Below are 23,818 nucleotides of genomic sequence, written 5' to 3'. Positions count from 1 at the left end.
AAAGGAACGACATGCCGAAAGAGATCTTCGTATCCTACGGGATCGACGTCGACGCCGTAGCCGGCTGGCTTGGCTCCTATGGCGGCGAGGATAGCCCTTGCGACATCTCGCGCGGCGCCTTCGCCGGCCATATCGGCAGCGCCCGCCTGCTGCGGATGTTCGAGAAGTGGGGCATCCAGACCACCTGGTTCATCCCCGGCCACTCGATCGAGAGCTTCTGGACCGAGATGAAGGCCGTCGCCGACGCCGGCCACGAGATCGGCATGCATGGCTACAGCCATGAGAACCCGATCGCCATGACGCCCGAACAGGAAGAGGCGATCTTCGACAAATGCGTCGAGCTGATCACCAAGCTCTCCGGCAAGCCGCCGCGCGGCTACGTCGCGCCGTGGTGGGAGTTCGGCTCCAAGACCAACGAGCTGCTGAAGCAGAAGGGCATCAAGTACGATCATTCGCTGATGCACAACGACCATCACCCCTATTACGTGACGGTCGGCGATGAATGGACCAAGATCGACTACTCGAAGCATCCCTCGACCTGGATGAAGCCCTATGTCCAGGGCGAAGAGACCGACCTGATCGAGATCCCGGCCTCCTGGTATCTCGACGACCTGCCGCCGATGATGTTCATCAAGGCCTCGCCGAACAGCCACGGCTTCGTCAATCCGCGCGACATCGAGCAGATGTGGAAGGACCAGTTCGACTGGGTCTACGAGAATTACGATTACGCCGTCTTCCCGCTGACCATCCATCCCGACGTCTCGGGCAAGCCGCATGTGCTGAAGATGCATGAGCGGCTGTTCGAATACATGAAGGGCTTCGAGGGCGTGAAGTTCGTGACGATGGAAACCATCGCCGAGGATTTTGCCAAGCGCTTCCCGAAGAGTGGCACGGCGCGGCCGCAGTCCTGATCGAACGACAATCGGCGCGGCGGCGGTCTGCGGATCCCCGCCGCGCCCCACCCAAGGCCAGGGCCGGAAGGAACAGACGATGTGCGGATTGTGCGGCGCCTTTGGCGGCAGCGACCACTGGACCGGCGGCAGCGCGGCGACGGCGACCGGTCTGACTCCCGCGGCCGAACGACAGGCGCGCGCTCGCATCGCCAACCAGATCCTGAAGCCCTACGGCCTGACGCTGGACGAATGGGCCGGCCGCTTCACGCTGCGCGCCCGCAACGGCAAGACCGCGATCATCGACCATTTCGGCGCCATCTGGCCGGAAGCGGAAAGGCTCACCGGCCGGACCTTCGACCCGCTCGACCCGGCCGCCCTCGACCGGATGGAGGGAATTTCCTGATGACCGCCCCTGACGAAAGCGACGCGCGGATCACCGCCAATGTGCTGACCGGCTTTCTCGGCGCCGGCAAGACCTCGCTGCTGAAGCGCCTGCTCGCCCTCCCCTCGCTTTCCGGCACGGCGGTCATCATCAACGAATTCGGCGAGGTCGGGCTCGACCATCTCCTCGTCGAGGCGATCGACGACGACATCGTGCTTCTGAAGAGCGGCTGCATCTGCTGCAACATCCGCACCGATCTGAAGACCGCGCTGCTGTCGCTGTTCGAGCGCAGCCGCAGCGGCGAGATCCCGCGCTTTTCCCGCATCGCGATCGAGACCACTGGCATTGCCGACCCCGCGCCGATCGTGGCCACGCTCTCCGCCGATCCCATGCTGCGGCACCATTTTCGCGTCGGCAACATCGTCACGGTGGTCGACGTGCCGAACGGCCTGAGCAACCTCGACGCTTTCCCGGAATCGCAGCGTCAGGTCGCGGTCGCCGACCGGATCATCGTCTCCAAGAGCGACATCGCGCCGGCCGAGGCCACGGCCCGGCTGCGCGCCCGGCTCGAAACGTTGAACCCCGCGGCGGAAATCATCGAACTCTCGGAAGTCATGCAGCCGGACGAGGCGCTGTTCGTGCGCGACATCCACGACATTTCCGCACGTGGAGCGGAGGTAGCCCGCTGGCTGAAGGCTGAGAGCCACGCGCATGACCATCACGGCCACCATCATCATGGGCATGCGCACCCTGCGCACGAGCACGACATCAACCGGCACGGCGACATCCGCGCCTTTGTGCTGACCGGCGACGCGCCGATCTCCTGGGCGCGCTTCGGGCTCTGGCTGTCGATGCTGCTCAACCGGCATGGTGGCGAGATCTTGCGGCTGAAGGGCCTGCTCGACATCGAGGGCAATGACAGCCCGGTCGTCATCCAGGGCGTGCAGCACCTGATCCACAAGCCGATGCATCTCGACCGCTGGCCGGACGGCGTCACCGGCACGCATCTCGTGGTGATCGCCAGGGGGCTCGACCCGGCCCTGGTCGAGCGTTCGTTCCGCGCCTTCAACGGCCTGGCGCCGCTGGCGGCAGGGCTTGCGAAGAGCGCGTGAGGACGGGCTTTCACGAAGCACCCATCTCAACATGCTGAGGAGGCCCGAAGGGCCGTCTCGAAGCACGCACGACGTCTGCCCATCGGCCCTGCGTCCTTCGAGGCTTCGCTGCGCGAAGCGCCTCAGGATGTTGGAGATTGGGCACTGCAGGCCTGCCGGCGTGGAGCCCCGCACGTAAAGCTGGCGCGGTCGTCATCCCGGCGGAGGCCGGGATCCAGACACGCTGGCGCGTGGCCGCTAGGCTGAGCCCCTCTTGCCAGCGCCGGTGTCTATGGGCCCCGGCCTTCGCCGGGGCGACGACTGCCCCCTACCCGCCCAGCAGTTCAAACTCCGCGCGGATCTCTTCCCGGTCCAGCCCCAGGCCCAGCAGCACCGAGGCGAGGATGCGGGCCTTGATGCCGGTCAGGTCGCCGGCAAAGATCACCCCGGCGCGCTCCAGATCCTTGCCGCCGCCATTGCCGTAGATCGGCTTGACGCGGCCTTCCGGGCAGCGCGACGTGACGATGACGGGGATGCCGGTTTCGGCCAGTTCCTCGACGGCTCGTGTAACGGCCGGCGTGGCGTTGCCGCGGCCGAATCCTTCCAGCACGATCGCCTTGGCGCCGCTCGATGCCGCAAAGCGGATGGCGCGGTCGGAGGCGCCCATCACCATCTTGATCAGCTCGACATCCGTCTCGACCCGCTCGGCGGAATAGGCCTTGCGCAGCAACGGCTTGCGCTGAACGAGGACGCGCTCGCCATCGACCTCGCCCAGCTTGCCATGCTCGCCGGAGCGGAAGGTGTCGACGCGCGAGGTGTGGGTCTTGGTGACGTCGCGGGCGGCGTGGAAATCCTGCTCGAAGGCGATCACGACGCCAAGACCGCGCGCGGCCGGGCTAGCGGCGATGCGGATCGCCGCGGCGATGTTGCGCGGGCCGTCCGTATCGGGCTCGTCGGCGCTCCGCTGCGCGCCGGTGAAGACGACCGGCTTGTCGCTGGCGACGAGAAGATCGGCCATCCAGGCGCTCTCCTCCATCGTGTCGGTGCCATGGGTGACGACGACGCCGCCGCAGGCGGGATCGGCAAGATGCTCGGCGATCCGCTTCGCCAGGCCGAAGGCGAGCGGCAGGTCGATTGCGTAGCTGCCGACATTGCAGAATTCGTCGATCGTGAGCCCGATCCCCTCCAGCGGATCCTGCAGCGTTTCGCGCAGGTCGGCGCCGGAAACGCTGGCGACGACATCGCGGCCGTCGGCGGCGAGCCGGGAGGCGATAGTGCCGCCGGTCGTGATCAGGGAGATCTGGGACATGGAAACCAACTCCATTCGCGCGAGGCGCGAAAAGGATCCCGGAACGGGGGCATTCCGGACGGATCCTGCAGGGAATGAGGAAGGACGCCGACCGCCGCCAGGGCGACCGGCGACCGGATTTTCAGTAGCGGCCGACGAGCAGTCCGCCGTCGACGACGATGACCTGGCCGGTGATATAGCGCGAACCGGGCGAGGCGAGGAAGAGGATGACGTCGGCAATGTCTTCCGGCTCGCCGACGCGGCCCATCGGGATGAAGGACGCCGCCTGCTCCAACCCCTCGGGGCCGAGCGAATGCTCCTTCGACAGAGCCTGCGCAGTGCGGATATAGCCGGGCGCGATGCCGTTGACGCGGACGCCGTCCGGGGCGAGCTCGACGCCAAGCCCCCGCACCAGGCCGACGACGCCGGACTTGGCGGCGGAATAGTGGACATGCTCATCCCAGCCATAGGCAACGCCCATGATCGAGGACAGCGCGACGATGGCGCCGGACTTGCGGCGGCGCATGCCGGGGGCGGCGGCGCGGATGATGCGCAGCACGCCCTTCAGGTCGACGTCGAGCGTGCGGTCCCACTGGTCGTCGGTGAGGTCGGCGAGCGGCACCTTCTTGGCGATGCCGGCATTGGCGATGATCGCGTCGATCTGGCCGAAGCGCGCCTCGACATCGGCGACCAGCGCATCGGTGCGCTCGGTCGAGGTGACGTCGAGAAACTGGAACTCGGCGCTGCCGCCCTCGGCGCGGATGCCCTCGGCGACGGCGTTGCCTTCCGCCTCGAGGACGTCGGTCACCACGACATGATAGCCGGCGCGGGCGAAGGTGAAGGCGGTGGCCCGGCCGATGCCGATGCCGGCGCCGGTGATGATGGCGATGGGCTGCGTCATGAAATATCCGTTCGTTACAGGGCGGCTGCGCCGTTCGGCACAGCGTAGGGCGAAAGCGAGCGCTTGAGGAAGCCGCCATCGCCGGGCTCACCGACGATCTCGCCATCCTGCATCACGACCTTGCCGCGCAGCACGGTCATGACCGGCCAGCCGGTGACCTCCAGCCCTTCATAGGGCGTGTAGTCGGCGCCGTGATGCATCAGCTCCTGCCGGATCGTCTCCTTGCGGTTGGGATCCCACAGCACGATGTCGGCGTCGAAGCCGGGCGCGATCGAGCCCTTCTTCGGATAGAGGCCATAGATCTTGGCGTGGTTGGTCGAGGTCAGCGCGACGAACTCGTTGACCGTGATGCGGCCCTCGACGACGCCCTTCTGGTAGAGGATCTGCAGCCGCGTCTCGACGCCAGGAATGCCGTTCGGCACCCAGCGGAACGAGGTACGCGCCTTCGGATTGAGCTTGCCCATCTCGCCTTCGTAGAAGAAGGGGCAATGGTCGGACGAGAAGGTCTGGAACACGCCGGTTCGGATGCCCTCCCAGATCGCGCCCCAGCTGGCATGGTCGCGCGGCGGCGGCGAGCAGACATATTTGCCGCCGCTCTCGTCCATGTTGAGGCCCTTCATGTCGTCGGCGGTGAGGGCGACATATTGCGGGCAGGTTTCGGCATAGACCTTAAGGCCCTTCTGCTGGGCCCAGCGGATCTGCTCCATCGGCTCGCGGCCGGAAACATGCACGACCATGATCGGGACGTCGGTCAGCTCGGCATGGCTGATGGCGCGGTGCGTCGCCTCGCGCTCGACCGATTGCGGCCGCGACACGCCGTGATAGTAGGGCGCCTTCTTGCCGGCCGCCTCGAGCTTCTCGGTCATGAAGCGGATCGCGTCATAGCCCTCGCAATGGACCATGACGAGCGCGCCGCAGCCGCGCGCGCAGTCGAACACCTCCAGCAGCTGCCGGTCGTTCAGCACCAGGTCGTCATAGGTCATGAAAACCTTGAACGACGAGTAGCCGTCATCGACCAGCGAGGGCAGTTCCTGGCCGAGCACGCTCGGGCTCGGGTCGGAAATGATCAGATGGAAGCCATAGTCGCAATAGGACTTGCCGTCGGCTTCCTTGTGATAGTCGACGACGCTGCTCCGGAGCGATGCGCCGCGCGGCTGCAGCGCGAACGGGATCACCGTCGTGTTGCCGCCGGCGATCGCCGAGCGCGTGCCGCTCTCGAAGCCGTCGGCCATGGCCGGGCCGCCAAAGGCCGGCTGCGCCAGGTGCACATGGCTGTCGATGCCGCCCGGCATGACCAGCAGGCCGGTGGCGTCGATGATGCGGTCGGCATCGTCGAGCTTTTCGGCGACGGCGATGATGCGGCCATCGCGGATGCCGACATCGGCGCGCAAAGTATCGGACGCGGTGACGACGGTGCCGCCGCGAATGACGAGATCATAGTCGCTCATGGAGCCCTCTTCCGGATCAGACGTTTCTTGAAGGCGACCGTCAGACCATCACGTCGCCGCCATTCGGCGACAGCGTCTGGCCGACATAGTAGGCGCCGGCGTCCGAGGCGAGCATCAGAATGGTAGGGGCGATTTCGGACACCTTGCCGAAACGGCCGATCGGCAGCTGCGCCTTCTTCATGTCGCGCCATTCCTGGCTGAGGCCGTTCAGCAGCGCGGTTTCGGTGGCGCCCGGCGCGATCGCGTTGACGGTGACGCCATGCGGCGCGCCCTCATAGGACAGCGCGCGGGTGAAGCCGACGAGGCCAGCCTTGGCGGCGCAATAATGCGCCAGGCCCGGCGCGCCCTTATAGGCGAGCTGCGAGGCGCAGTTGATCACCCGGCCATAGCCGCGCGCCAGCATGTCGCCGAAGAAATGGCGCGTGACCAGGAAGGTGCCGCGCAGATGCACGCCGAGCATCTGGTCCCAGTCGGCGACCGAGATATCGACAAAGGCCTTGTCGCCGCCAATGCCGGCGAGGTTGACGAGGATGTCGATCTGGCCGAGCTTTTCCTTGGCCCAGACGGCCATCGCGTCGACGGAGGCTTCCTCGGCGACGTTGCACTCGATCGCGTGGACCGTGTAGCCCTCGCCGGCCTGCCGGGCGACCAGCGCCTCGGCATTCTTCGCGTCGCCATAGTGGCAGAAGGCGACTTCGGCGCCGTAGCGGGCGAAGAGCTCGACCGTCTCGCCACCAATGCCGCGGCTGCCGCCGGTGACGAGGGCCTTGCGGCCTGCAAGCGAAAATTCGTTCATCAATGGGCTCCCGCATTCGGCTTCCGGCTGGCGATCCAGTCGGCATAGGACCTTATTCCGGCCTCGAGGTCGAAGCTCGGCGCATAGCCGAGATCGCGCTCGACGGCCGAGATATCGAAGCGCCGATGCACCTCGTCGACCGGATCGGCGCCGGGCTGCATCTCGATGTCGGCATCGGGAAGAACCGTCTTCACGATGTCGCCGATCTCCTGCAGCGTATGATAGGTGCCGCCGGTCACCGTATAGATGCGGCGCGGCAGGTCGGCGGCGTCGAGCGCCAGCAGAAGCGCGCCGGCCGCGTCGTCGACATGGATGTACTGGCGATGGAAATCGGCGCCGAACGGCACGCGCGTCGGCCGCCGGGCAAGCGCATCCTCGATCAGCGTGCGGATCATGCAGTCCGTCGTGCGGCCGGGTCCGTAGACCCAGGAGAGCCGCAGCGCCACCGCATCGACGCCGAACTGGCGGAAATAGGTCCAGACCAGCTGCTCACTCGCCGCTTTGCTCGCGCCATAGACCGTGGTCGGATAGAGCGGGACATCCTCGGGAACCGGCCCTTCCGGCGTGTTGCCATAGGCGCTGGTCGAGGAACAGAACACCATGCGCCGCATCTTATGCACGCGGGCCAGTTCCAGCATGTTGGCGGTGCCGACGATGTTGACCTGCACCATGGAATAGGGATTGTCGCGCGCCACCATCGGGCCGGAATAGGCGCCGCAATGGATGATCGCATCGACGTCGTGATCGGTGACGACGGCATGCAGGCGGTGGATGTCATTGACGTCGCAGGGGATGATGGGCTGGCCGTCGGCACTGCGATCGACCCGGTCGATCGCGACGACGGCGCGCCCCTGCTTCTCCAGCTTCTGGCGCACGACATTGCCGACCAGGCCGGCGGCGCCGGTAACGAGAACTGCCTTGTCGCTCATGCCGCGGCTCCTGCCAGACGTCGGGTCTCGGCCCGGTCGCGCTGCGCCGTGCCCTGTTCCACCGGCAGTTCGGCCGCCAGCAACGCCTTGGTGTAGTCTTCCTTCGCAGCAGAGAAGATCATCTCGGTATCGCCCTCCTCGACGATCTTGCCATAACGCATGACGGCGACGCGATGCGCCAGCGAGCGCACCGAATTGAGATCATGCGTGATGAACAGCGCCGACATGCCCATCTCCGCCTGCAGGTCGCGCACCAGGTCGATGATCTGGGCGCGGACGCGGATATCGAGCGCCGTGGTCGGCTCGTCGAAGACGACGAAATCCGGCCGGGTCGCCAGCGCGCGGGCGATGCCGACGCGCTTCTGCTCGCCGGCCGTCAGCTGGTGCGGATAGACCTCGGCGATACCGGCGGGGAGTTGCACCAGGTCGATGAGCTGGCGAACCCGCTTGTCAGTCGCGGCGCGGTCGAGCGTCGGATCGAGGCGCAGCGGTTCGGCGATCAGCGCCTTGACCGGCCAGCGCGGGTTGAGCGCAACATAGGGTTCCTGGAACACCATCTGGATGCGCCGGCGCATGGCGCGGAACTCGGCCGCCGGCATGGTGGTGATGTCGACGCCGTCGAAGGTGATGCCGCCGCCATCGCTCTCGAGCAGGCGCACGAGGCACTGCCCGACCGTCGTCTTGCCGGAGCCGCTCTCGCCGACCAGCGCCAGCGTCTCGCCGCGCTTGACCGAGAAGGACACGTCGTCGATCGCGCGCACCACGTCCTGCGTGCCGGCGATCGGGAACAGCTTGAGCAGGCGGCGCACGTCGAGCAGCGGCGTCTCGGGCTGCTTCTCGAGCGCGGGATCCTCGACCTTGGCGACCATCGGCGTCGGACGAACTCGCGCGGCATCGAGCAGCGCCTGGCCGTATTGTTCCTTCGGCGCGGCCAGGAACTTGCCGACCTCTTCCAGCTCGACGATCCGTCCCTCCTTCATGATCGCGACGCGGTCGCAATAATGCGCGACGATGCCGAGATCGTGGGTGATCAGCACGGCGCCGGCGCCCAGCTCGCGGCAGCGCTTGACCAGGAGGTCGAGCACCTGGACCTGGATCGTGGCGTCGAGGCCGAGCGTCGCGTCGTCGGCGAGCACCACGTCGGGCCCCGCAACCATCGCCATGGCGATGACGATGCGCTGCGCCATGCCGCCGGAAAGCTCGTGCGGATAGGCCTTGGCGCGGCGTTCCGGATTGACGATGCCGACCTGAACCATCAGGTCGACGGCCGCCTTCCACGCTTCCTTCTGGCTGCAATTGCGGTGGGCGCGGAGCACGCGGGCGATCTGCGCGCCGACCGTCTCGACCGGCGACAGCAAGGCCTTGGCATTGGTGCCGATCAGCGCGATGCGGCCGCCGCGGATCTTGCGCTGCTCCGCCTCGCTGATGCCAAGCACCGTCTCGCCCTCGAGGCGGATGTCGCCACTGGTGAAGCGGCCGCCCTCGGGCAGCAGGTTCAGCAGGCTGCGGGCGAGCAGCGACTTGCCGGCGCCGGTCTCGCCGACAATGCCGAGGATCTCGTCGCGGCCGAGGCTGAACGAAATGTTCGAAAGCGCCTGGCGCGTACCCTCGCCGAAATCGACCGAGAGATTGTCGACCTCGAGCAGAGCGGTGGAGTTGCGATCGCTCATCGGCGTTCCCTCGTGGTCGGGTCGGAAAGGTCCTTCACCATGTCGCCGAGCAGCGCAAAGCTGAGCACGGAGATGACGATGGCAAGGCCGGGGAACAGCGCCACCCACCAGACGCCGAGGATCATCTGCTGCGCGCCGGTCGAGACCATCAGGCCCCATTCCGGCGTCGGCATGCGCACGCCGGCACCGACGAAGGAGAGACCGGCGGTGAGCAGGATGGCGAGGCCGATGCTGATCGAGACCTGGACGATGGCCGGCGTCAAAGCGTTGGGCAGGATGTGGCGGAACATGATCGAGCCGTCCGTCGCCCCGCTGCAGCGCGCCGCGCTGACATAGGGCCGCTCGCGCAGCGACAGCACCTCGGCGCGGATGAGGCGGGCGAACATCGGGATGAACAGCACCGCCAGCACGATGGCGACGTTCCAGATCTCCTGCCCCATCACCGACACCAGCGCCATGCCGAGCACGAAGACCGGGAAGGACTGGATGAAATCGAACACGCGCATGACCAGCGCGCTCATCCAGTTGCGGTAGAAGCCGATCAGCAGCCCGATCGGCACGCCGACGACGAAGGCGAAGGCCACGGCGACGATGCTGATCAGCAGGTTGATGCGGGTGGCGTAGACGATGCGGGTATAGATATCCATGCCCGAGACGTCGGTGCCGAACCAGTGCGCGGCCGAGGGCGGCTGCAGCGACATCAGCGGATCAGCCTCCTCCGGCGAGTAGAAGGTGAGCCAGGGGGCGAACAGGATCGAGGCGATCTGGAGGGCCAGGAGCGTGAGCCCGACCATCGCGCCCGGATGCTTGGAGACGTAGCGGATGAAGCGGGTCATCAGACGCGAATCCTCGGATCTGCGAGTTCGTAGAGGATGTCCACCACCGTGTAGACGATCAGGATGAAGGCGGCGGCGACGAGGACGAAGCCCTGCAGCGCCGGATAGTCGCTGTTGACGACCGACTGCACGGCATACTGGCCGAGCCCGCCCCAGGCGAAGATCGTCTCGACGAGAACCGCCGCGCCCAGTAGGAAGCCGAACATGAAGCCGACCAGGGTGATGATCGGTGGCAGGCTGTTGCGCAGCGCGATGCGGCGGATCGTGCCTTCGGAGAGGCCGGAGGCGCGGGCATGGCGGATGAAGTCGCTGCGATAGATGTCGGCGAAGGTCGTCTTGGTCATCTTCATCAGCGCGCCGGCATTGACGATGGCGAGCGTGAGGACGGGCAGCGTCAGCCGTCCGAGCGAGGAGACGAAGGCGTTGAGGTCGCCGGCGATCAGGCTGTCGATGGTGTAGAAGCCCGTCACCGTATCCGGCGGCGACACGAAGGTGTCGATCCGGCCGAAGGGGGCCGGCGCCCAGCCGAGAATGTAAAAGAAGAAATAGATCAGCAGGAGGCCGACCCAGAAATCGGGAATGGCGCCGGCGGCGAGGCCGTAGACGCGGCTGCCGATATCGACGACGCCGCCGGCCCTGACGACAGAGATGATCGCCAACGTCACGCCGATCAGGATCGTCAGCAGCATCGCATAGGTGATCAGTTCCAGCGTCGCGGGGGCGCGCTCCAGAAGATCGGTCACGACCGGGTTCGAGGTGAAGATCGAAACCCCGAGATCGCCATGCAGCGCATTGCCGACATAATGGACGAACTGTTCCCACAGGCTGAGATTGAGGCCCAGCTTCTCGCGGAAGGCCGCGATCGTGTCGGGCGTCGCCATGTTGCCAAGCAGCAGCAGCGCCGGATCGCCGGGCAGCATGCGCACCAGCAGGAACGTCACCATCATGACGCCGAACATCTGCGGCACCAGCATCAGGAGCCGGCTGGTGATGATGCGCAACGGCCGGGGTATCGCCCGCCAGTAGACGCCAAGATTGGCAACAGCCACGGTCATCGGATCTTTCCTGTCTTCGCAACCGGAGAAGGAGATGCGGCCCCGCCGGGGGGCGAGGCCGCGCTGTTCGCTATTCCTTCGAGAGGTCGAAGAAGGCGTTGCCGTTGGGCGTGTACCAGGAGTAGCCCTTGACGTTGGCCCGCGTGGCGAGCTGGTAGCCGGGGTTCATCAGGAAGACCCAGGGGGCCTGCTCCATGGTGATCTGCTGCACGCGCTTCATGTCGACGAGGCGCTTCGGCTCATCCGTGCTCTTGAGGCCGCTGTCGATCAGTTGATCGACCTCGTCGCTCTTGAACTTGGAGTAGTTGATCGCCGAGGCGCTGTTCAGCCAGAGATTGGCGACATAGGCGGCGTCGGGGACGATCGCCATGTCGCGGAAGAAGTACATCGGCACTTCGCCCTTGGTGTAGCGCTCGACCAGGGTCGAGGCCGGCAGCTTCAGCAGTTCGACATCGACGCCGGCCTTGGCGAAGGCGGACTTCAGGATGACGGCCATTTCCTCTTCAAGCTGGTCGCCGGTGCGGTAGGCGAGCTGGGTCTTGAAGCCTTCCGGGAAGCCGGCTTCGGCGAGCAGCGCCTTGGCCTTGGCCGGATCGTTCGAATAGGCGAAGAACTCGTCCGAGAAGCCCGGATAGATTTCCGAGATCGGGCTCTTGGTGAAGCGCGCGGTGTTGAAATAGACGCTCTTCAGGATCTCGTCGCGCGGCACCAGGTAGTTCAGCGCCTGGCGGACCTTGACGTTGTCGAAGGGCGGCTTGGCGTTGTTCATCTCGACGCGGTGGATGAAGTTGCCGAACACCTTGTGCACTTCGACGCCGGGCGCCTTCTCGAGCAGCGCCAGTTCACGGGGCAGCAGATATTCGGCGACGTCGACCGAGCCGGCCTGGATGGCGGCGACGCGGTTGGCCGAGGTCGGCATCTCGCGCAGGATGACGCGCTTCAGCTTGGGCTCGCCGCGGAAGTAGTTCGGGTTGGCGTCGTAGACGACTTCCTGGCCGGGCTTGTACTTGCTGATGAAATACGGGCCGAAGGCAGCGGTGTTGGTGGCGAGCCAGGAAGCGGCCCAGGGATCGGCGTCGGTCAGGTGCTTCTTGACCTCGACCGAGTCGAGAATGCCAAGATCGCTGTTGATCCAGATGCGCTCGATCAGCGGCGAGGCGTTGGGCAGCGTGACCTTGACGGTGTAGTCATCGACCTTCTGGAACGCGGTGTCGAAATCCTCGATCTTGAAGATCTGCGTCATGTACCAATGGAAATTGGACTTCATGTTCCAGCCGCGCAGGAACGACCACATCACCGTATCGGCGTTGAGCTCGTTGCCAAGCGCCGACTTGACGCCCTTGCGCAGGTGGAAGGTGATCGACTTGCGATCGTCCGAGACTTCCCATTTCTCGGCGAGCGCGCCGTCGATCGCGCCGAAATCTTCATAGAAGATGCCGTCGTCGCCCTTCTTCTGCTTGTAGGTCAGCAGGCGCTCGAACACGTTGCGGCGCACTTCATGGCCGGCTTCGGTCGGCGGGTATTCCTGGTCTAGCGATTCCGGCGTGCGCGGCGCGGCCACGACGAGCGTGGTCTTGGCGTCCTGCGCGAAGGCGCCGACGGAGCCCAGCACGGTCGTCGCCATGAAGGCGCCGACGAGGCCGGCGAAGATGCCCTTGAGCGGCGCCTTGCGCAGCCACAGGGACCGCGCGGCGCCCTTGCCTTCCGGCAGACGTCTCGTCATGCCGCTGGAGGTATGAGGGAAAGTCTGCACGTTCGTCTCCTTGAGATGGGAGTGGCACCGCACGACTGGTCTGACCAATGCAGGTGTGAGAGCATCCTCCCGATGCGGGCGCCCATCGACAACGACAAATTTTCAGCGCTTTATGCACAAGACTCGATCAGGATTAAAAAGACGGCAAATTGCCGATAATCCAGCGAAACTCCGCAAGATAATCACGGCGGATTCTGCGGATCAGCGACGAAAACATTTGTCCATAATGTCGCCACCAGACTATATTTACAGATATTTTGCATGCCTACATCGCATCGGTGAACGGTTGCGGTCGCCGTAGATCCCCGGACTGGAATTTTCACTCCGAGATAACAGGAGATCCGGGCAATACATTGGGAATCTATACATCGCTATAGGTTGGCGGCTCTTCATGACACCGCTTAACCTCGCGACGATCCGCCCGCCCCTGATGCCGCCTGCGCGCCAGACTGCCTGCAATTTGGTCTGACCGGTTTGTGACAATCTGGCCCAATGGCCCCAAATGGCCCATCCGGGGCTCCAGCGGCCCGCGTCGACCGGCCCTTCTTCCGAAAAGCCTCTGTCCCGGCAGCGTCCCTCGGGTCAGCTTGACAGCCGCGCCCGGAGCTATACCAAGGGGCAAAAGTCAACTTTCATGGAAAGACTCCGCATGAGCGAGACGATGGAACGGGCAAAGCCGCTCGATACCGGGCGCGCCAAGCTGCTGAAGGCCGAGACGACCGAGACCCATAGCCGGCTCGACCAGTCGATCATGGCCGGACGGCCGTTCGAGAGCCGCGAGCGCTATGCGCTGTTCCTCAAGGTGCAGCACCAGTTCCACCGCGATATCGACGCTCTCTACTTCAACCCGGCGCTGGATCGCCTGCTGCCCGACCTGGCCGGCCGGCGGCGCTTTGACGACATCGAGCAGGACCTTGGCGATCTCGCCGTGACGGCCCCCGCCGCCGCGACGCCCCCCGCCTTTGACGGCAATCCCGACATCCCGACCGCGCTGGGCTGGCTCTATGTCGCCGAAGGCTCCAATCTCGGCGCCGCCTTCCTGATCAAGCAGGCCGCCAAGCTTGGCCTTTCGGAAGAATTCGGAGCCCGCCATCTGGCCGGCGCGCCGGAAGGCCGCGGCCTGCACTGGAAGACGTTCACCGCGGCGCTCGACGCGCTCGATCTCGACGAGGCAGAGGAAGCGCGCATGATCGAGGGCGCCCGCGCCGCCTTCCGCCGCGTGCATGGCCTGGTGACGGACGTCTTCGCCTGAAAGCTTCGGCGCCGGCTCGCCCGCTGCCGTCCAAGCCCCTGATAACGGCGGCGGGCACCACCCGCCGCTCACGCCGGAGAAGACCCCATTTGTCGCCTCGGTCGACCGGCGGTTTTTTCTTCCCCGCATTCCCCGCCTTTCAGCAAGGAAAGTCCTCGCAAAGGGGCAATCCCGGACTGGCCCGCCCTCGTCTTGCCTCGGCCGTCCGTGCTGCAATGGGGCATGAAGGCCGCCTGCCCCTCCGATCGCATCGCCCTGCCCCGCCTCCCGCCAAAACCGGCGCGCGACCGCTCGAACGACGTCCCCCATGGAGAAAACCATGTCGCTTGCCGCAGCCTATGACCCCATGCTGATCCCCGAGCAGCCTCCCGTCGAAAGCGCGGACTTCAAGCACTCGATGCGGTTTCTGGCAGGAGCCGTCAGCGTCGTCACGCTCGGACAGGGCCGCGATCGGACCGGGTTCACCGCAACCTCGGTGTCCTCCCTCTCGGCGGATCATCCCTCGATCCTCGTCTCGCTTAACCGTGCCTCGTCCTCCTGGCCAATCCTCCAGCGCTATCGCCGCTTTTGCGTGAACGTGCTGGCCGACGACCAGCAGGCCGTGGCCGACAATTTCGCCGGCCGGGGCGGCGTCAAGGGCGCCGACCGCTATGAGGGCGCCGCGTGGGAGACGCTCGCCAGCGGCAACCTCGGCTTGGTCGGTGCGCTGACCGTGCTCGATTGCGAACTGGAAGAGGCGATCGAGCGGCATTCGCACTCGATCCTGATCGGCTCGGTCCGCGCGATCACGACGCGGGCGGAAGCCCAGCCTTTGCTCTACTGGCACGGCGGCTACCGCCACCTGTCCAACCAGACGGCGTAGGCCCATGGCGGATCGGACGCCGGCTAGTACCGGCCCGCCGCCGCATAATCCTTGAGGCTGGTGGCGAGTTGAACCGCGAAGCGGGCGGATGCCACCGGCAGCGCGCGGCCGCGCATCTGGCCGAGGATCAGGTTGCCGGCCGGCAGGTCTCGCTCGGCGATCGGCCGGAACACCAGCGAACCGTCGCCGGGATCGCGCAGGCCGATGCCGATCTGGAACCCGATGACGTTCTCGTGCCGGACATAATGGCGGATCATGTCGAAGCTCTCGGTCTCGACCACCGGGGAGACGCGCCGCGATCCGCGCCGGGCCGCGAAATCGAGCAGATGGCGAACACCGAACTTCGTGCTCGGCGCGATGTGCGGAACATCGAGACATTCGCGCAGCCGGATCTCGCTCTTCGCCGCCAGCGGATGATCGGCGCGCATGACGACGTGGACAGGCTGCGGGATGACGTGCAGCACCTCGAAATCGACGAGATAGACCGGCTCGAACACCAGCGCGAGGTCGCTTGAATAGCTGGCCAGGTCCTGCTCGGCCTGGGCGCGGTCGCGCACATGCACCGAGAAGGTGACGCCTGGATGATCGGCGCGATAGCGGGCGATCTCCTGCGGCAGGAAATAGGGCAACAACGCCTGCGAGCAGGCGATCGAGACATGGCCGCGCCGCTCGCCGGATAGATCGGCGACCTGTCCCTGCACCCGCAGCAGGTCGGACCGCGTGGCGCGATAGTGATGCAGCAGCAATTCGCCGGCCGAGTTGAGCCGGACCCCGCCCGGCAGCCGCTCGAACAGTTCGGCGCCGAACTCATCCTCGAAGCGGTTGATGCGGCGGACCAGCGCTGATGCCGTGATGTTCATGTCCTCGGCCGCCTTGCGCATCGAGCCGGCGCGCGCCACCGCCTCGATCATCAGGAAGGTCTGCAAGTGGCGCATCGCGTCGCTCTCCGGAGGCCGGTGCATTTTTTGCACCGCATCGCTGAAATCATAGCATTTTTGGAGAACACGAAAAGACTGCACCTTGCCGGGGCTGAGTTCTGCCGCCGAGCGATCCATGACCCTTTCGAAACTGCCCTTCACCGTCGACGCCCTGCACGCCGCCTACAAGGCCGGCTTGCAGCCCGAAGCGGTTGTCGCCGAAGCCTTCCGCCGGCTCGATGCCGTGGGCGACGCGGGCATTTTTATCCACCACGCGCGCGAGCAGGCGCTGGCCGAGGCCCAGTCGCTGGGCGCGCCGGACGGACGCCCGCTCTGGGGCATCCCCTTCGCGGTAAAGGACAATATCGATGTCGCCGGTATGCCGACCACCGCCGCCTGCCCTGATTTCGCCTATCAGCCCGGAGCCGACGCCTTCGTCGTGGCGCGGCTGCGCGCCGCCGGCGCCATCTGCCTCGGCAAGACCAATCTCGACCAGTTCGCCACCGGCCTGGTCGGCGTGCGCACGCCCTATCCCGTGCCGAAGAACGCCATCGACCCGGCGATCGTGCCGGGCGGATCGTCGTCCGGCTCCGCCGTCGCGGTGGCGCAGGGCCTTGTCGGCTTCGCGCTCGGTACCGACACGGCCGGCTCGGGCCGCGTGCCGGCGGCGCTGAATGCGATCGTCGGGCTGAAGCCGACGCTGGGCGCGCTTTCCGCCTCGGGCGTCGTGCCGGCCTGCCGCACGCTCGACACCATCTCGATCTTCGCCACCACGGTCGCCGACGCCTGGACGGTGTTCCACGCCGCCGCGGCACCGGACGAAGCGGACGCCTATTCGCGCCAGGTCGCGGTTCCCGCCCTGACCGCGCCGCCGCCTTCGCTCCGCATCGGCGTGCCGAACGCGGCGAGCCTCATCACCTTCGGCGACGCCCTTCAGGCCGAGGATTTCCGCGCCACCGTCGCGAAACTGGCTGACCAAGGCGCGACCCTCGTCGAGATCGACCTAGAACCCTTCTTCGCCGTGGCCCGCATGCTCTATGAAGGCGCCTGGCTGGCCGAACGGGTCGCTGCCGTCGGCGACCGGCTGACCGAAAAGCCGGAAACCCTGCATCCGACCACGCGCGCCATCCTCGAACCCGGCGTCGATCTTACCGCCGTCGATGCGTTTCGCGGCCTGTACCGGCTTAGGGAGCGCGAGGCAGTCTGCCGGAAACTGCTCGCCGGTATCGATGCGCTCTGCGTGCCGACCATTCCCGCCTTCGTCACGCTCGACGAGATCGCGGCCGATCCGATCGGCCCGAATTCGCGCCTCGGCACCTATACCAATTTCGCCAATCTGCTGGATCTCTGCGGCATCGCGGTGCCGACCGGACCGCGCGCCGATGGCCGGCCGGGAAGCGTCACCCTCCTCGCCACCCAGGGCCGCGATGCGCTTTGCGCCGGTATCGCGGCCGGCCTCGAAGCGGGACCAATGGGCGCGACCGGCTGGCCTCGCCCGGCCAAGGCCCTGCCCGATGCTGTCCTGCCCGGCCCCCACGAGATCGCGATCGCCGTCTGCGGCGCGCATATGTCCGGCCTGCCGCTCAACCACCAACTGACCTCGCTGGGCGGACGCTTCCTGCGCGCCACCCTGACGGCGCCGGAATACGGGCTCTATGCGCTCGCCGGTGGACCGCCGGCGCGCCCGGGCATGGTCCGTCACGCGGCAAGCGGCCAGTCGATCGCGCTCGAGGTCTGGGCGCTGCCACGGATCGCGGTCGGCGACTTCCTGGCCGGCATCCCCGCCCCGCTCGGCCTCGGCACCGTCAAGCTCGCCGATGGCAGCACGGTGAAGGGCTTCCTGTGCGAGACGCAGGGACTGGCCGGCGCCAACGACATCACCAGCTTCGGCGGCTGGCGCGCCTGGCTCGCCGCCGGCGCGGCCAAGGCATCGCCGGAGGTGGTCGCATGACGCGTCTCACGCGCTTCATCCCCCTCCACACCCCGAGATGGATGCCCACTTTCGAGGCATGCCGCATGGGCAGGCAGGGAGTCGTCTCCCGGCGGCTGCCACGAGATCGCAGGGTTAACAGGACGTTACCAGCAAGCCTTCGCCCGACACGGGAATGGCATGTGCCTTGCCTCTACCTGGAAGACAGACCGGCTGCCGCTGGGGGCGCGCCGGACACGCAACCTTAGCCACGGAGCCTCGCATGTTCACATCGTCCCTGACGAGACGTTCGCTTTTCAAGGCCGGCGCCGCCGGTGCTGCCCTGGCCGCCCTGCCCTTCGGCGTGGCTCGCGCCGCCAACCCGATCGTCATCGGCGCCGTCTATGTCGGACCGCGCGATGATTTCGGCTGGAACCAGGCCCATGCGGTCGCCATGGACATCCTGAAGCAGGTGCCGGGCGTCACGGTCATCGAAGAGGAGAAGGTGCCGGAAACCGACGCCGTCACCCAGTCGATGGAATCGATGATCAACCTCGACCAGGCCAACCTGATCCTCGCCACGTCGTTCGGCTATTACTCGCCCTTCGTCGTCGAGGCCGCCAAGAAATACCCGGCCGTCCAGTTCCGCCATGCCGCGCCGCTCTGGAAGGAAGGCGACCCGAAGAATGCCGGCAGCTATTTCTGCTACCTGAACCAGGCCCATTACGTGAACGGCGTCGCCGCGGGCCTGTCGTCGAAATCAGGCAAGATCGGCTTCGTCGCCGCCAAGCCGATCCCCTCGGTGCTCTCCAACGTCAATTCGGTCCTGCTCGGCGCCCGCAGCGTCAATCCGAACGCCACGGTTCAGGTGATCTTCACCGGCGAGTGGTCGCTCCCGGTGCGCGAGGCCGAGGCTTCCAACGCGCTGATCGACGCCGGCTGCGACGTCATCACCTGCCATGTCGACGGCCCGAAGGTGGTCATCGAGACGGCCGAGGCGCGCGGCGTGAAGAGCTGCGGACACAATGCCAGCCAGGCGCCGCTGGCGCCCAAGGGCTTCATCACCGGCGCCGAGTACAAATGGGAGACGATCTACAAGATCTACGCCGATGCGCTCGCCGCCGGCAGCGAACTGCCGAACTTCATCGCCGGCGGCTACCACAACGACATGCTGCGCAACACCGCCTATGGCGCCGGCGCGACGCCCGAGGCGATCAAGGCCGCCGACGCCGCAATCGCAGGGCTCATTGCCAAGAAGCCGATCTATGTCGGCCCGCTCAAGGACAACACCGGCAAGATCGTCATCGAAGGCACGATGGACAATTACGACCCGGTCCTCGACGGCATGAACTACCTGCTCGAAGGCGTCCAGGGCTCCACCACCTGACCTTCCTCCCGGCGGCGGCGGCGGCGCCATGCCGCCGCCCACTGCAGCGCAAGCGCGCGATCGCGCAGGACAAGGACCCGGACGATGCACGCCAGAGCCACGAGACTGCCGGGCAAAGGAGGCAGGCCATGACCGCCGTCCTCGCCTCCTCCTCGATCGAACGCGGCGGCTTCAGCCCGCGCGCCATCCGCATGATCGAGGCGGTGATCATCCCGCTCGGCGCGCTCGTCGCCTCGGCGGCGCTGTTCTCGATCTTCCTGCTCTTCCTCGGCAAGTCGCCGGTTACCTTCTTCAACCTGATCTGGACCGGCGGGTTCGGGTCGTCCTTCTCGATCCAGAACACGCTGCAGCGCGCCGCGCCGCTGATCCTGACCGGCCTCGCCTTCGCCATTCCGGCCCGCATCGGCCTGACGCTGATTGGGGCGGAAGGCGCCTTGGTGCTCGGCGGCTTCTCGGCGGCGGCCATCGCCATTCCTCTGGTGCGCGGCGGCTGGACGCCCTGGATCGGCCTCCCGGTCATGGCCATCGCCGCCATGCTGGTCGGCGCCTTCTGGATCGGGCTTGCCGGCTGGCTTCGGCACTATCGCGGCGTCAACGAGACGATCTCGTCGCTGCTGCTCTCCTACATCGCCATCGCGATCATGAACTTCTTCGTCGAGGGCGCGCTGCGCGATCCGTCCTCCGCCAACAAGCCCTCGACCATGCCGATCGGCGATGCCTATCGCATCGGCCCGATGCCGGGCACGTCGGTGCACTGGGGTCTGGCCGCGGGCATCGTGCTGGCCGCGATCCTCTGGCTGCTGATGTCGCGCACCACCTTTGGCTTCGCCGCGCGCATGACCGGCGGCAATGTCCGCGCCGCGCAGGCACAGGGCCTGCCCGTCGGCTTCCTCGTCGTCGCCTGCTGCGCCATTGCGGGCGCCTGCGCGGGCCTCGCCGGCTTCTTCGAGGTCGCCGCCATCCACGGCCAGGCCAATGCCTCGCTAGTGGCGGGCTATGGCTTCACCGGCATCCTCGTCGCCTTTCTCGCCCGGCAGAACCCGCTCGCCGTCGTGCCGGTCGCCATCCTGTTCGGCGCGCTCGCCGCCGCCGGCGGGCTGGTGCAGCGGCGCATGGCGATGCCGGACGCCACCGTGCTGGTGCTGCAGGGCATGATCTTCGTGGTGCTGCTGGTCAGCGAGACCTTCTATGGCCGCATTCCCTTCCTGCAGCCGAAGCGCGCGGGAGACCGGTCATGAGCCAGGGCGACCTCTTCATCGTCTTCATCGCGCTGGTCGGCGGCGCCATCCGCGTCTCCACCCCGTTCATGTTCGTCGCGCTCGGCGAGAGCCTGACCGAGAAATCCGGCCGCATCAATCTCGGCCTCGAGGGCAATCTCGTGCTGGGCGCCATGGTCGCCTATGCCGGCTCCTACACCACCGGCAGTCCCTGGCTCGGCGTGCTGATGGCGGGCTGTTCCGGCCTCGTGCTCGGCGCCATGCATGGCTACATCTGCAAGCTGCCCAAGGTGAACGACATCGCCGTCGGCATCGCCTTCATGAGCTTCGGCATCGGCCTCGCCTTCTTCTTCGGCAAGCCCTACATCCAGCCGACCGCGCCGCGCCTGGAGGCGATCCCGCTCGGCGGCTGGTCTTCCGATCCGCTGGTCGCCCAGGCACTGCAGGTCAACCCGCTGTTCTTCCTCGGCATCGCGCTGGCGCTGTTCCTGCGCTGGGCCTTCGCCAATACGCGGTGGGGCCTGATCCTGCGCATGACGGGCGACAGCGCCGCCTCGGCCCGCGCCATGGGGGTCTCGGTCGATCTGGTCCGCCTGCTGGCGACGGCGGCCGGCGGCTTCCTCGCCGGCGTCGGCGGCGCCTTCCTGTCGCTGTTCTATCCCGGCAGCTGGAACGAGGGCCTCTCGTCCGGCCAGGGCCTGATGGCCGTGGCGCTGGTGATCTTCGCCCGCTGGGACCCGATCCGATGCGTGCTGGCGGCGCTGCTGTTCGGCGCGGCCGGCGCGCTCGGTCCCTCGCTGCAATCGATCGGCGTCAGCCAGGGCTACTACTTCTTCAACGCGGCCCCCTACATCCTGACCCTCTTCATCATGATCGCTTCGGCCCGTTCCAAGAGCGCTGCGCGCGAAGCGCCCGGCGAGCTCTCGATCGTCAAGTGATCCCCGAATTTCCCGTGAGGTTGCCATGACACTCGTCGATGAACGCATAGACGCCGCCCTCAAGCCCGATGCCGTCACGGTCGCCGCCGACCCCTATCCCTGGCCGTTCGACGGCGATCTCGGGCCGCACAACACCTGCCTTGTCGTCATCGACATGCAGACCGATTTCTGCGCGCCCGGTGGCTATGTCGACTCGATGGGCTACGATATCTCGCTGACCCGCGCGCCGATCGGGCCGATCCAGGCGGTGCTCGCCGCCATGCGCGCCAAGGGCTATCCGATCCTCCATACCCGCGAGGGCCACAAGCCCGACCTCTCGGACCTGCCGGCCAACAAGCGCTGGCGCTCGCAGCGCATCGGCGCCGGCATCGGCGACCAGGGGCCGTGTGGCCGCATCCTGGTGCGCGGCGAGCCGGGCTGGGAAATCATCCCAGAACTGCAGCCCTTGCCCGGCGAGGCGATCATCGACAAGCCGGGCAAGGGCTCGTTCATCGCCACCGATCTCGATCTGGTGCTGCAGAACAAGCGCATCCGCAACATCATCCTGACCGGCGTAACCACCGATGTCTGCGTCCACACCACCATGCGCGACGCCAATGATCGCGGCTATGAGTGTCTGCTGCTGTCGGATTGCTGCGCGGCCACCAAGGTGGAAAACCACCTCGCCGCCATCGACATGATCAAGATGCAGGGCGGCGTCTTCGGCGCGGTGGCGACATCGGCCGAGTTCCTGGAGGCGCTGCCATGAACATCGCCGCCCGGCCGACCCCCGACATCCTGCCGCTGCGCGCGCCGTCGCTGCAGACCATCGGCATGACAAAGACCTTCGGCGCCTTCACCGCGCTCGACGACGTGTCGATCGACGTCAAGCCGGGCTCGTTCCACGCCCTGCTCGGCGAGAACGGCGCCGGCAAGTCGACGCTCGTCAAATGCATCATGGGCTTCTACACGCCCGAGCAGGGTTCCGTGCTGCTTGACGGCAGAGAGGTCGAGGTGCGCAGCCCGCGCGACGCCCGGGCGCTGGGCATCGGCATGGTCTACCAGCAGTTCACGCTGGTGCCCTGCCTGACCGCGGCGGAAAACCTCGTCATCTCGCGCGCCGACGCGCCGGCCATCATCGACTGGAAGGCGGAGAAGCAGCGGCTGGAAGCCTTTATGGAACGGATGCCCTTCCGCGTGCCGCTGAACGAACAGGTCTCCTCGCTCTCGGCTGGCGAGAAGCAGAAGCTCGAAATCCTCAAGCTGCTCTATCTGGAACAGCGCTTCGTCATCCTCGACGAACCGACCTCCGTGCTCACCCCCGGCGAGGCCGACGAAGTGCTCGGCCTGCTCGGCGATATGGCGCGGCGCGGCGAGGTTACCGTGCTGATGATCAGCCACAAATTCCGCGAGGTGAAGGCCTTCTGCGACAGCTTCACCGTGCTGCGCCGAGGCCGACTGACCGGCGCCGGCGACGCCCAGACGGCGACCGTCGCCGAGATGAGCCGGATGATGATCGGCGACACCGAGATCCGCGAGCGCGCCGAACGGCGGAAGCACAACGATACCTCGGCCGTGCTCGAACTCGCCGGCCTCGTCGCCGAGGATGGCGAAGGCCGGCCCGTCCTCAACGCGATCAATCTCAAGGTGAAGGCCGGCGAGATCGTCGCCATCGCCGGCGTCTCCGGCAACGGGCAGAGCGCGCTGGTCGAGGCGCTGGCCGGGCAGCGTCCGCTGAAGGATGGCGCCATCTTCATCCACGGCAAGCCCTTCGAGCCGAAGCGCGGCGACTTCGACCGCTTCAAGGTATTCGGCCTGCCGGAGGAGCCGCTGAAGAACGCCACCGTGCCGCGCATGAGCGTCGCCGAGAACATGGCGTTCCGCGCCTTCGACAAGGCGCCGATGGCGAGCCTCGGCTGGTGGCTGTCGCCCGGCCCGATGCGCCGCAAGGCCGAGGAACTGATCGACCGATACCGGGTCAAGACCACCTCCGCCGACGCGCCGATCGAGACGCTGTCCGGCGGCAACGTCCAGCGCGCCGTGCTGGCGCGCGAGCTTTCCGGCGATGTCGACGTGCTGATCGTCGCCAACCCCTGCTTCGGCCTCGACTTCGCGTCGGTCTCGGAGATCCGCAGCCAGATCATGGAGCAGCGCAACCGCGGCGCGGCGGTGCTGCTGGTCAGCGAGGACCTCGACGAGATCCTCGAGCTCTCCGACCGGGTGGCGGTAATGTCCGGCGGGGCGATCGGCTATGTCTCGCCCATCGAGGACACCGACCGCAACACCATCGGCCAGCATATGGCGGGGCACTGAGC

General features: G+C 66.6%; 21 protein-coding genes. 11 read left to right on the top strand and 10 right to left on the bottom strand.

The window, feature by feature from the left end:
* The first annotated feature begins 11 nt into the window (after positions 1–11).
* The 3 genes from ACHMWQ_RS09440 (at position 12) to ACHMWQ_RS09430 (ending at position 2,387) form a co-directional block, all read left to right on the top strand.
* Positions 12–911 carry a polysaccharide deacetylase gene (locus tag ACHMWQ_RS09440; protein ID WP_396307267.1) on the top strand — a complete coding sequence of 300 codons (900 nt, stop codon included), beginning with the start codon at positions 12–14 and terminating at the stop codon, positions 909–911.
* Positions 912–990: 79 nt separating this feature from the next.
* On the top strand, positions 991–1,296 hold the full coding sequence (locus ACHMWQ_RS09435) for a hypothetical protein (RefSeq protein WP_354552570.1): 306 nt from the start codon (positions 991–993) through the stop codon (positions 1,294–1,296).
* Positions 1,296–2,387 carry a CobW family GTP-binding protein gene (locus ACHMWQ_RS09430; protein WP_396307266.1) on the top strand — a complete coding sequence of 364 codons (1,092 nt, stop codon included), beginning with the start codon at positions 1,296–1,298 and terminating at the stop codon, positions 2,385–2,387. Before ACHMWQ_RS09435 ends, ACHMWQ_RS09430 begins: the two co-directional genes overlap by 1 nt.
* Before the next feature lie 307 nt (positions 2,388–2,694).
* Here the strand turns inward: ACHMWQ_RS09430 and ACHMWQ_RS09425 are convergent, their stop codons facing one another.
* From ACHMWQ_RS09425 to ACHMWQ_RS09385, 9 genes are all read right to left on the bottom strand, one after another.
* The gene (locus ACHMWQ_RS09425; protein WP_396307265.1) at positions 2,695–3,675 is read right to left on the bottom strand and encodes an asparaginase; all 981 of its coding nucleotides are present in this window, start codon (positions 3,673–3,675) and stop codon (positions 2,695–2,697) included.
* 121 nt (positions 3,676–3,796) lie between these two features.
* Entirely contained in the window at positions 3,797–4,555 is a 759-nt protein-coding gene (locus ACHMWQ_RS09420) for an SDR family NAD(P)-dependent oxidoreductase (RefSeq protein WP_266333460.1), read from the bottom strand.
* A gap of 14 nt (positions 4,556–4,569) precedes the next feature.
* Positions 4,570–6,003: a dihydropyrimidinase gene (hydA, locus tag ACHMWQ_RS09415; RefSeq protein ID WP_396307264.1), complete on the bottom strand. Its 1,434-nt coding sequence runs from the start codon at positions 6,001–6,003 to the stop codon at positions 4,570–4,572.
* Positions 6,004–6,043: 40 nt separating this feature from the next.
* Positions 6,044–6,799: an SDR family NAD(P)-dependent oxidoreductase gene (locus ACHMWQ_RS09410; RefSeq protein ID WP_396307263.1), complete on the bottom strand. Its 756-nt coding sequence runs from the start codon at positions 6,797–6,799 to the stop codon at positions 6,044–6,046.
* Positions 6,799–7,728 carry an NAD-dependent epimerase/dehydratase family protein gene (locus ACHMWQ_RS09405; protein WP_396307262.1) on the bottom strand — a complete coding sequence of 310 codons (930 nt, stop codon included), beginning with the start codon at positions 7,726–7,728 and terminating at the stop codon, positions 6,799–6,801. Before ACHMWQ_RS09405 ends, ACHMWQ_RS09410 begins: the two co-directional genes overlap by 1 nt.
* Entirely contained in the window at positions 7,725–9,398 is a 1,674-nt protein-coding gene (locus tag ACHMWQ_RS09400) for an ATP-binding cassette domain-containing protein (RefSeq protein ID WP_396307261.1), read from the bottom strand. The genes ACHMWQ_RS09405 and ACHMWQ_RS09400 overlap by 4 nt, the downstream gene beginning before the upstream one ends.
* Complete coding sequence (locus ACHMWQ_RS09395; protein WP_396307260.1) at positions 9,395–10,234, bottom strand: ABC transporter permease; 840 nt, start codon at positions 10,232–10,234, stop codon at positions 9,395–9,397. Before ACHMWQ_RS09395 ends, ACHMWQ_RS09400 begins: the two co-directional genes overlap by 4 nt.
* Positions 10,234–11,289 (bottom strand): ABC transporter permease, encoded by a 1,056-nt coding sequence (locus ACHMWQ_RS09390; RefSeq protein WP_266333454.1) that lies wholly within the window; start codon positions 11,287–11,289, stop codon positions 10,234–10,236. Before ACHMWQ_RS09390 ends, ACHMWQ_RS09395 begins: the two co-directional genes overlap by 1 nt.
* Positions 11,290–11,359: 70 nt before the next feature.
* Positions 11,360–13,042: an ABC transporter substrate-binding protein gene (locus tag ACHMWQ_RS09385; RefSeq protein WP_396307259.1), complete on the bottom strand. Its 1,683-nt coding sequence runs from the start codon at positions 13,040–13,042 to the stop codon at positions 11,360–11,362.
* 649 nt (positions 13,043–13,691) lie between these two features.
* On the opposite strand from ACHMWQ_RS09385, the gene ACHMWQ_RS09380 reads away from it, so the two are divergent.
* Positions 13,692–14,294: a biliverdin-producing heme oxygenase gene (locus tag ACHMWQ_RS09380; RefSeq protein WP_396307258.1), complete on the top strand. Its 603-nt coding sequence runs from the start codon at positions 13,692–13,694 to the stop codon at positions 14,292–14,294.
* Positions 14,295–14,613: 319 nt separating this feature from the next.
* Complete coding sequence (locus ACHMWQ_RS09375) at positions 14,614–15,156, top strand: flavin reductase family protein (protein ID WP_396307257.1); 543 nt, start codon at positions 14,614–14,616, stop codon at positions 15,154–15,156.
* A 23-nt stretch (positions 15,157–15,179) separates the two neighbouring features.
* Here the strand turns inward: ACHMWQ_RS09375 and ACHMWQ_RS09370 are convergent, their stop codons facing one another.
* Positions 15,180–16,091: a LysR family transcriptional regulator gene (locus ACHMWQ_RS09370; protein ID WP_396307256.1), complete on the bottom strand. Its 912-nt coding sequence runs from the start codon at positions 16,089–16,091 to the stop codon at positions 15,180–15,182.
* A 118-nt stretch (positions 16,092–16,209) separates the two neighbouring features.
* Between ACHMWQ_RS09370 and atzF the strand changes: the two genes are divergently transcribed.
* The 6 genes from atzF (at position 16,210) to ACHMWQ_RS09340 (ending at position 23,816) form a co-directional block, all read left to right on the top strand.
* Positions 16,210–18,024, top strand: coding sequence for an allophanate hydrolase (gene atzF / locus ACHMWQ_RS09365; RefSeq protein WP_396307255.1), 1,815 nt, complete (start codon positions 16,210–16,212; stop codon positions 18,022–18,024).
* A 241-nt stretch (positions 18,025–18,265) separates the two neighbouring features.
* Positions 18,266–19,369 carry a BMP family ABC transporter substrate-binding protein gene (locus ACHMWQ_RS09360; protein WP_396307254.1) on the top strand — a complete coding sequence of 368 codons (1,104 nt, stop codon included), beginning with the start codon at positions 18,266–18,268 and terminating at the stop codon, positions 19,367–19,369.
* A gap of 128 nt (positions 19,370–19,497) precedes the next feature.
* Entirely contained in the window at positions 19,498–20,607 is a 1,110-nt protein-coding gene (locus tag ACHMWQ_RS09355; RefSeq protein WP_396307253.1) for an ABC transporter permease, read from the top strand.
* The gene (locus ACHMWQ_RS09350; RefSeq protein WP_396307252.1) at positions 20,604–21,524 is read left to right on the top strand and encodes an ABC transporter permease; all 921 of its coding nucleotides are present in this window, start codon (positions 20,604–20,606) and stop codon (positions 21,522–21,524) included. Before ACHMWQ_RS09355 ends, ACHMWQ_RS09350 begins: the two co-directional genes overlap by 4 nt.
* A gap of 25 nt (positions 21,525–21,549) precedes the next feature.
* Positions 21,550–22,272 carry a cysteine hydrolase family protein gene (locus tag ACHMWQ_RS09345; protein WP_396307251.1) on the top strand — a complete coding sequence of 241 codons (723 nt, stop codon included), beginning with the start codon at positions 21,550–21,552 and terminating at the stop codon, positions 22,270–22,272.
* The gene (locus tag ACHMWQ_RS09340) at positions 22,269–23,816 is read left to right on the top strand and encodes an ABC transporter ATP-binding protein (protein ID WP_396307250.1); all 1,548 of its coding nucleotides are present in this window, start codon (positions 22,269–22,271) and stop codon (positions 23,814–23,816) included. Before ACHMWQ_RS09345 ends, ACHMWQ_RS09340 begins: the two co-directional genes overlap by 4 nt.
* Positions 23,817–23,818: the final 2 nt, after the last annotated feature.

It is taken from the genome of Kaistia sp. UC242_56 (genome assembly GCF_044452255.1).
Lineage (GTDB): Bacteria > Pseudomonadota > Alphaproteobacteria > Rhizobiales > Kaistiaceae > Kaistia > Kaistia defluvii_A.
This window is presented reverse-complemented; position numbering and strand designations above follow the sequence as displayed.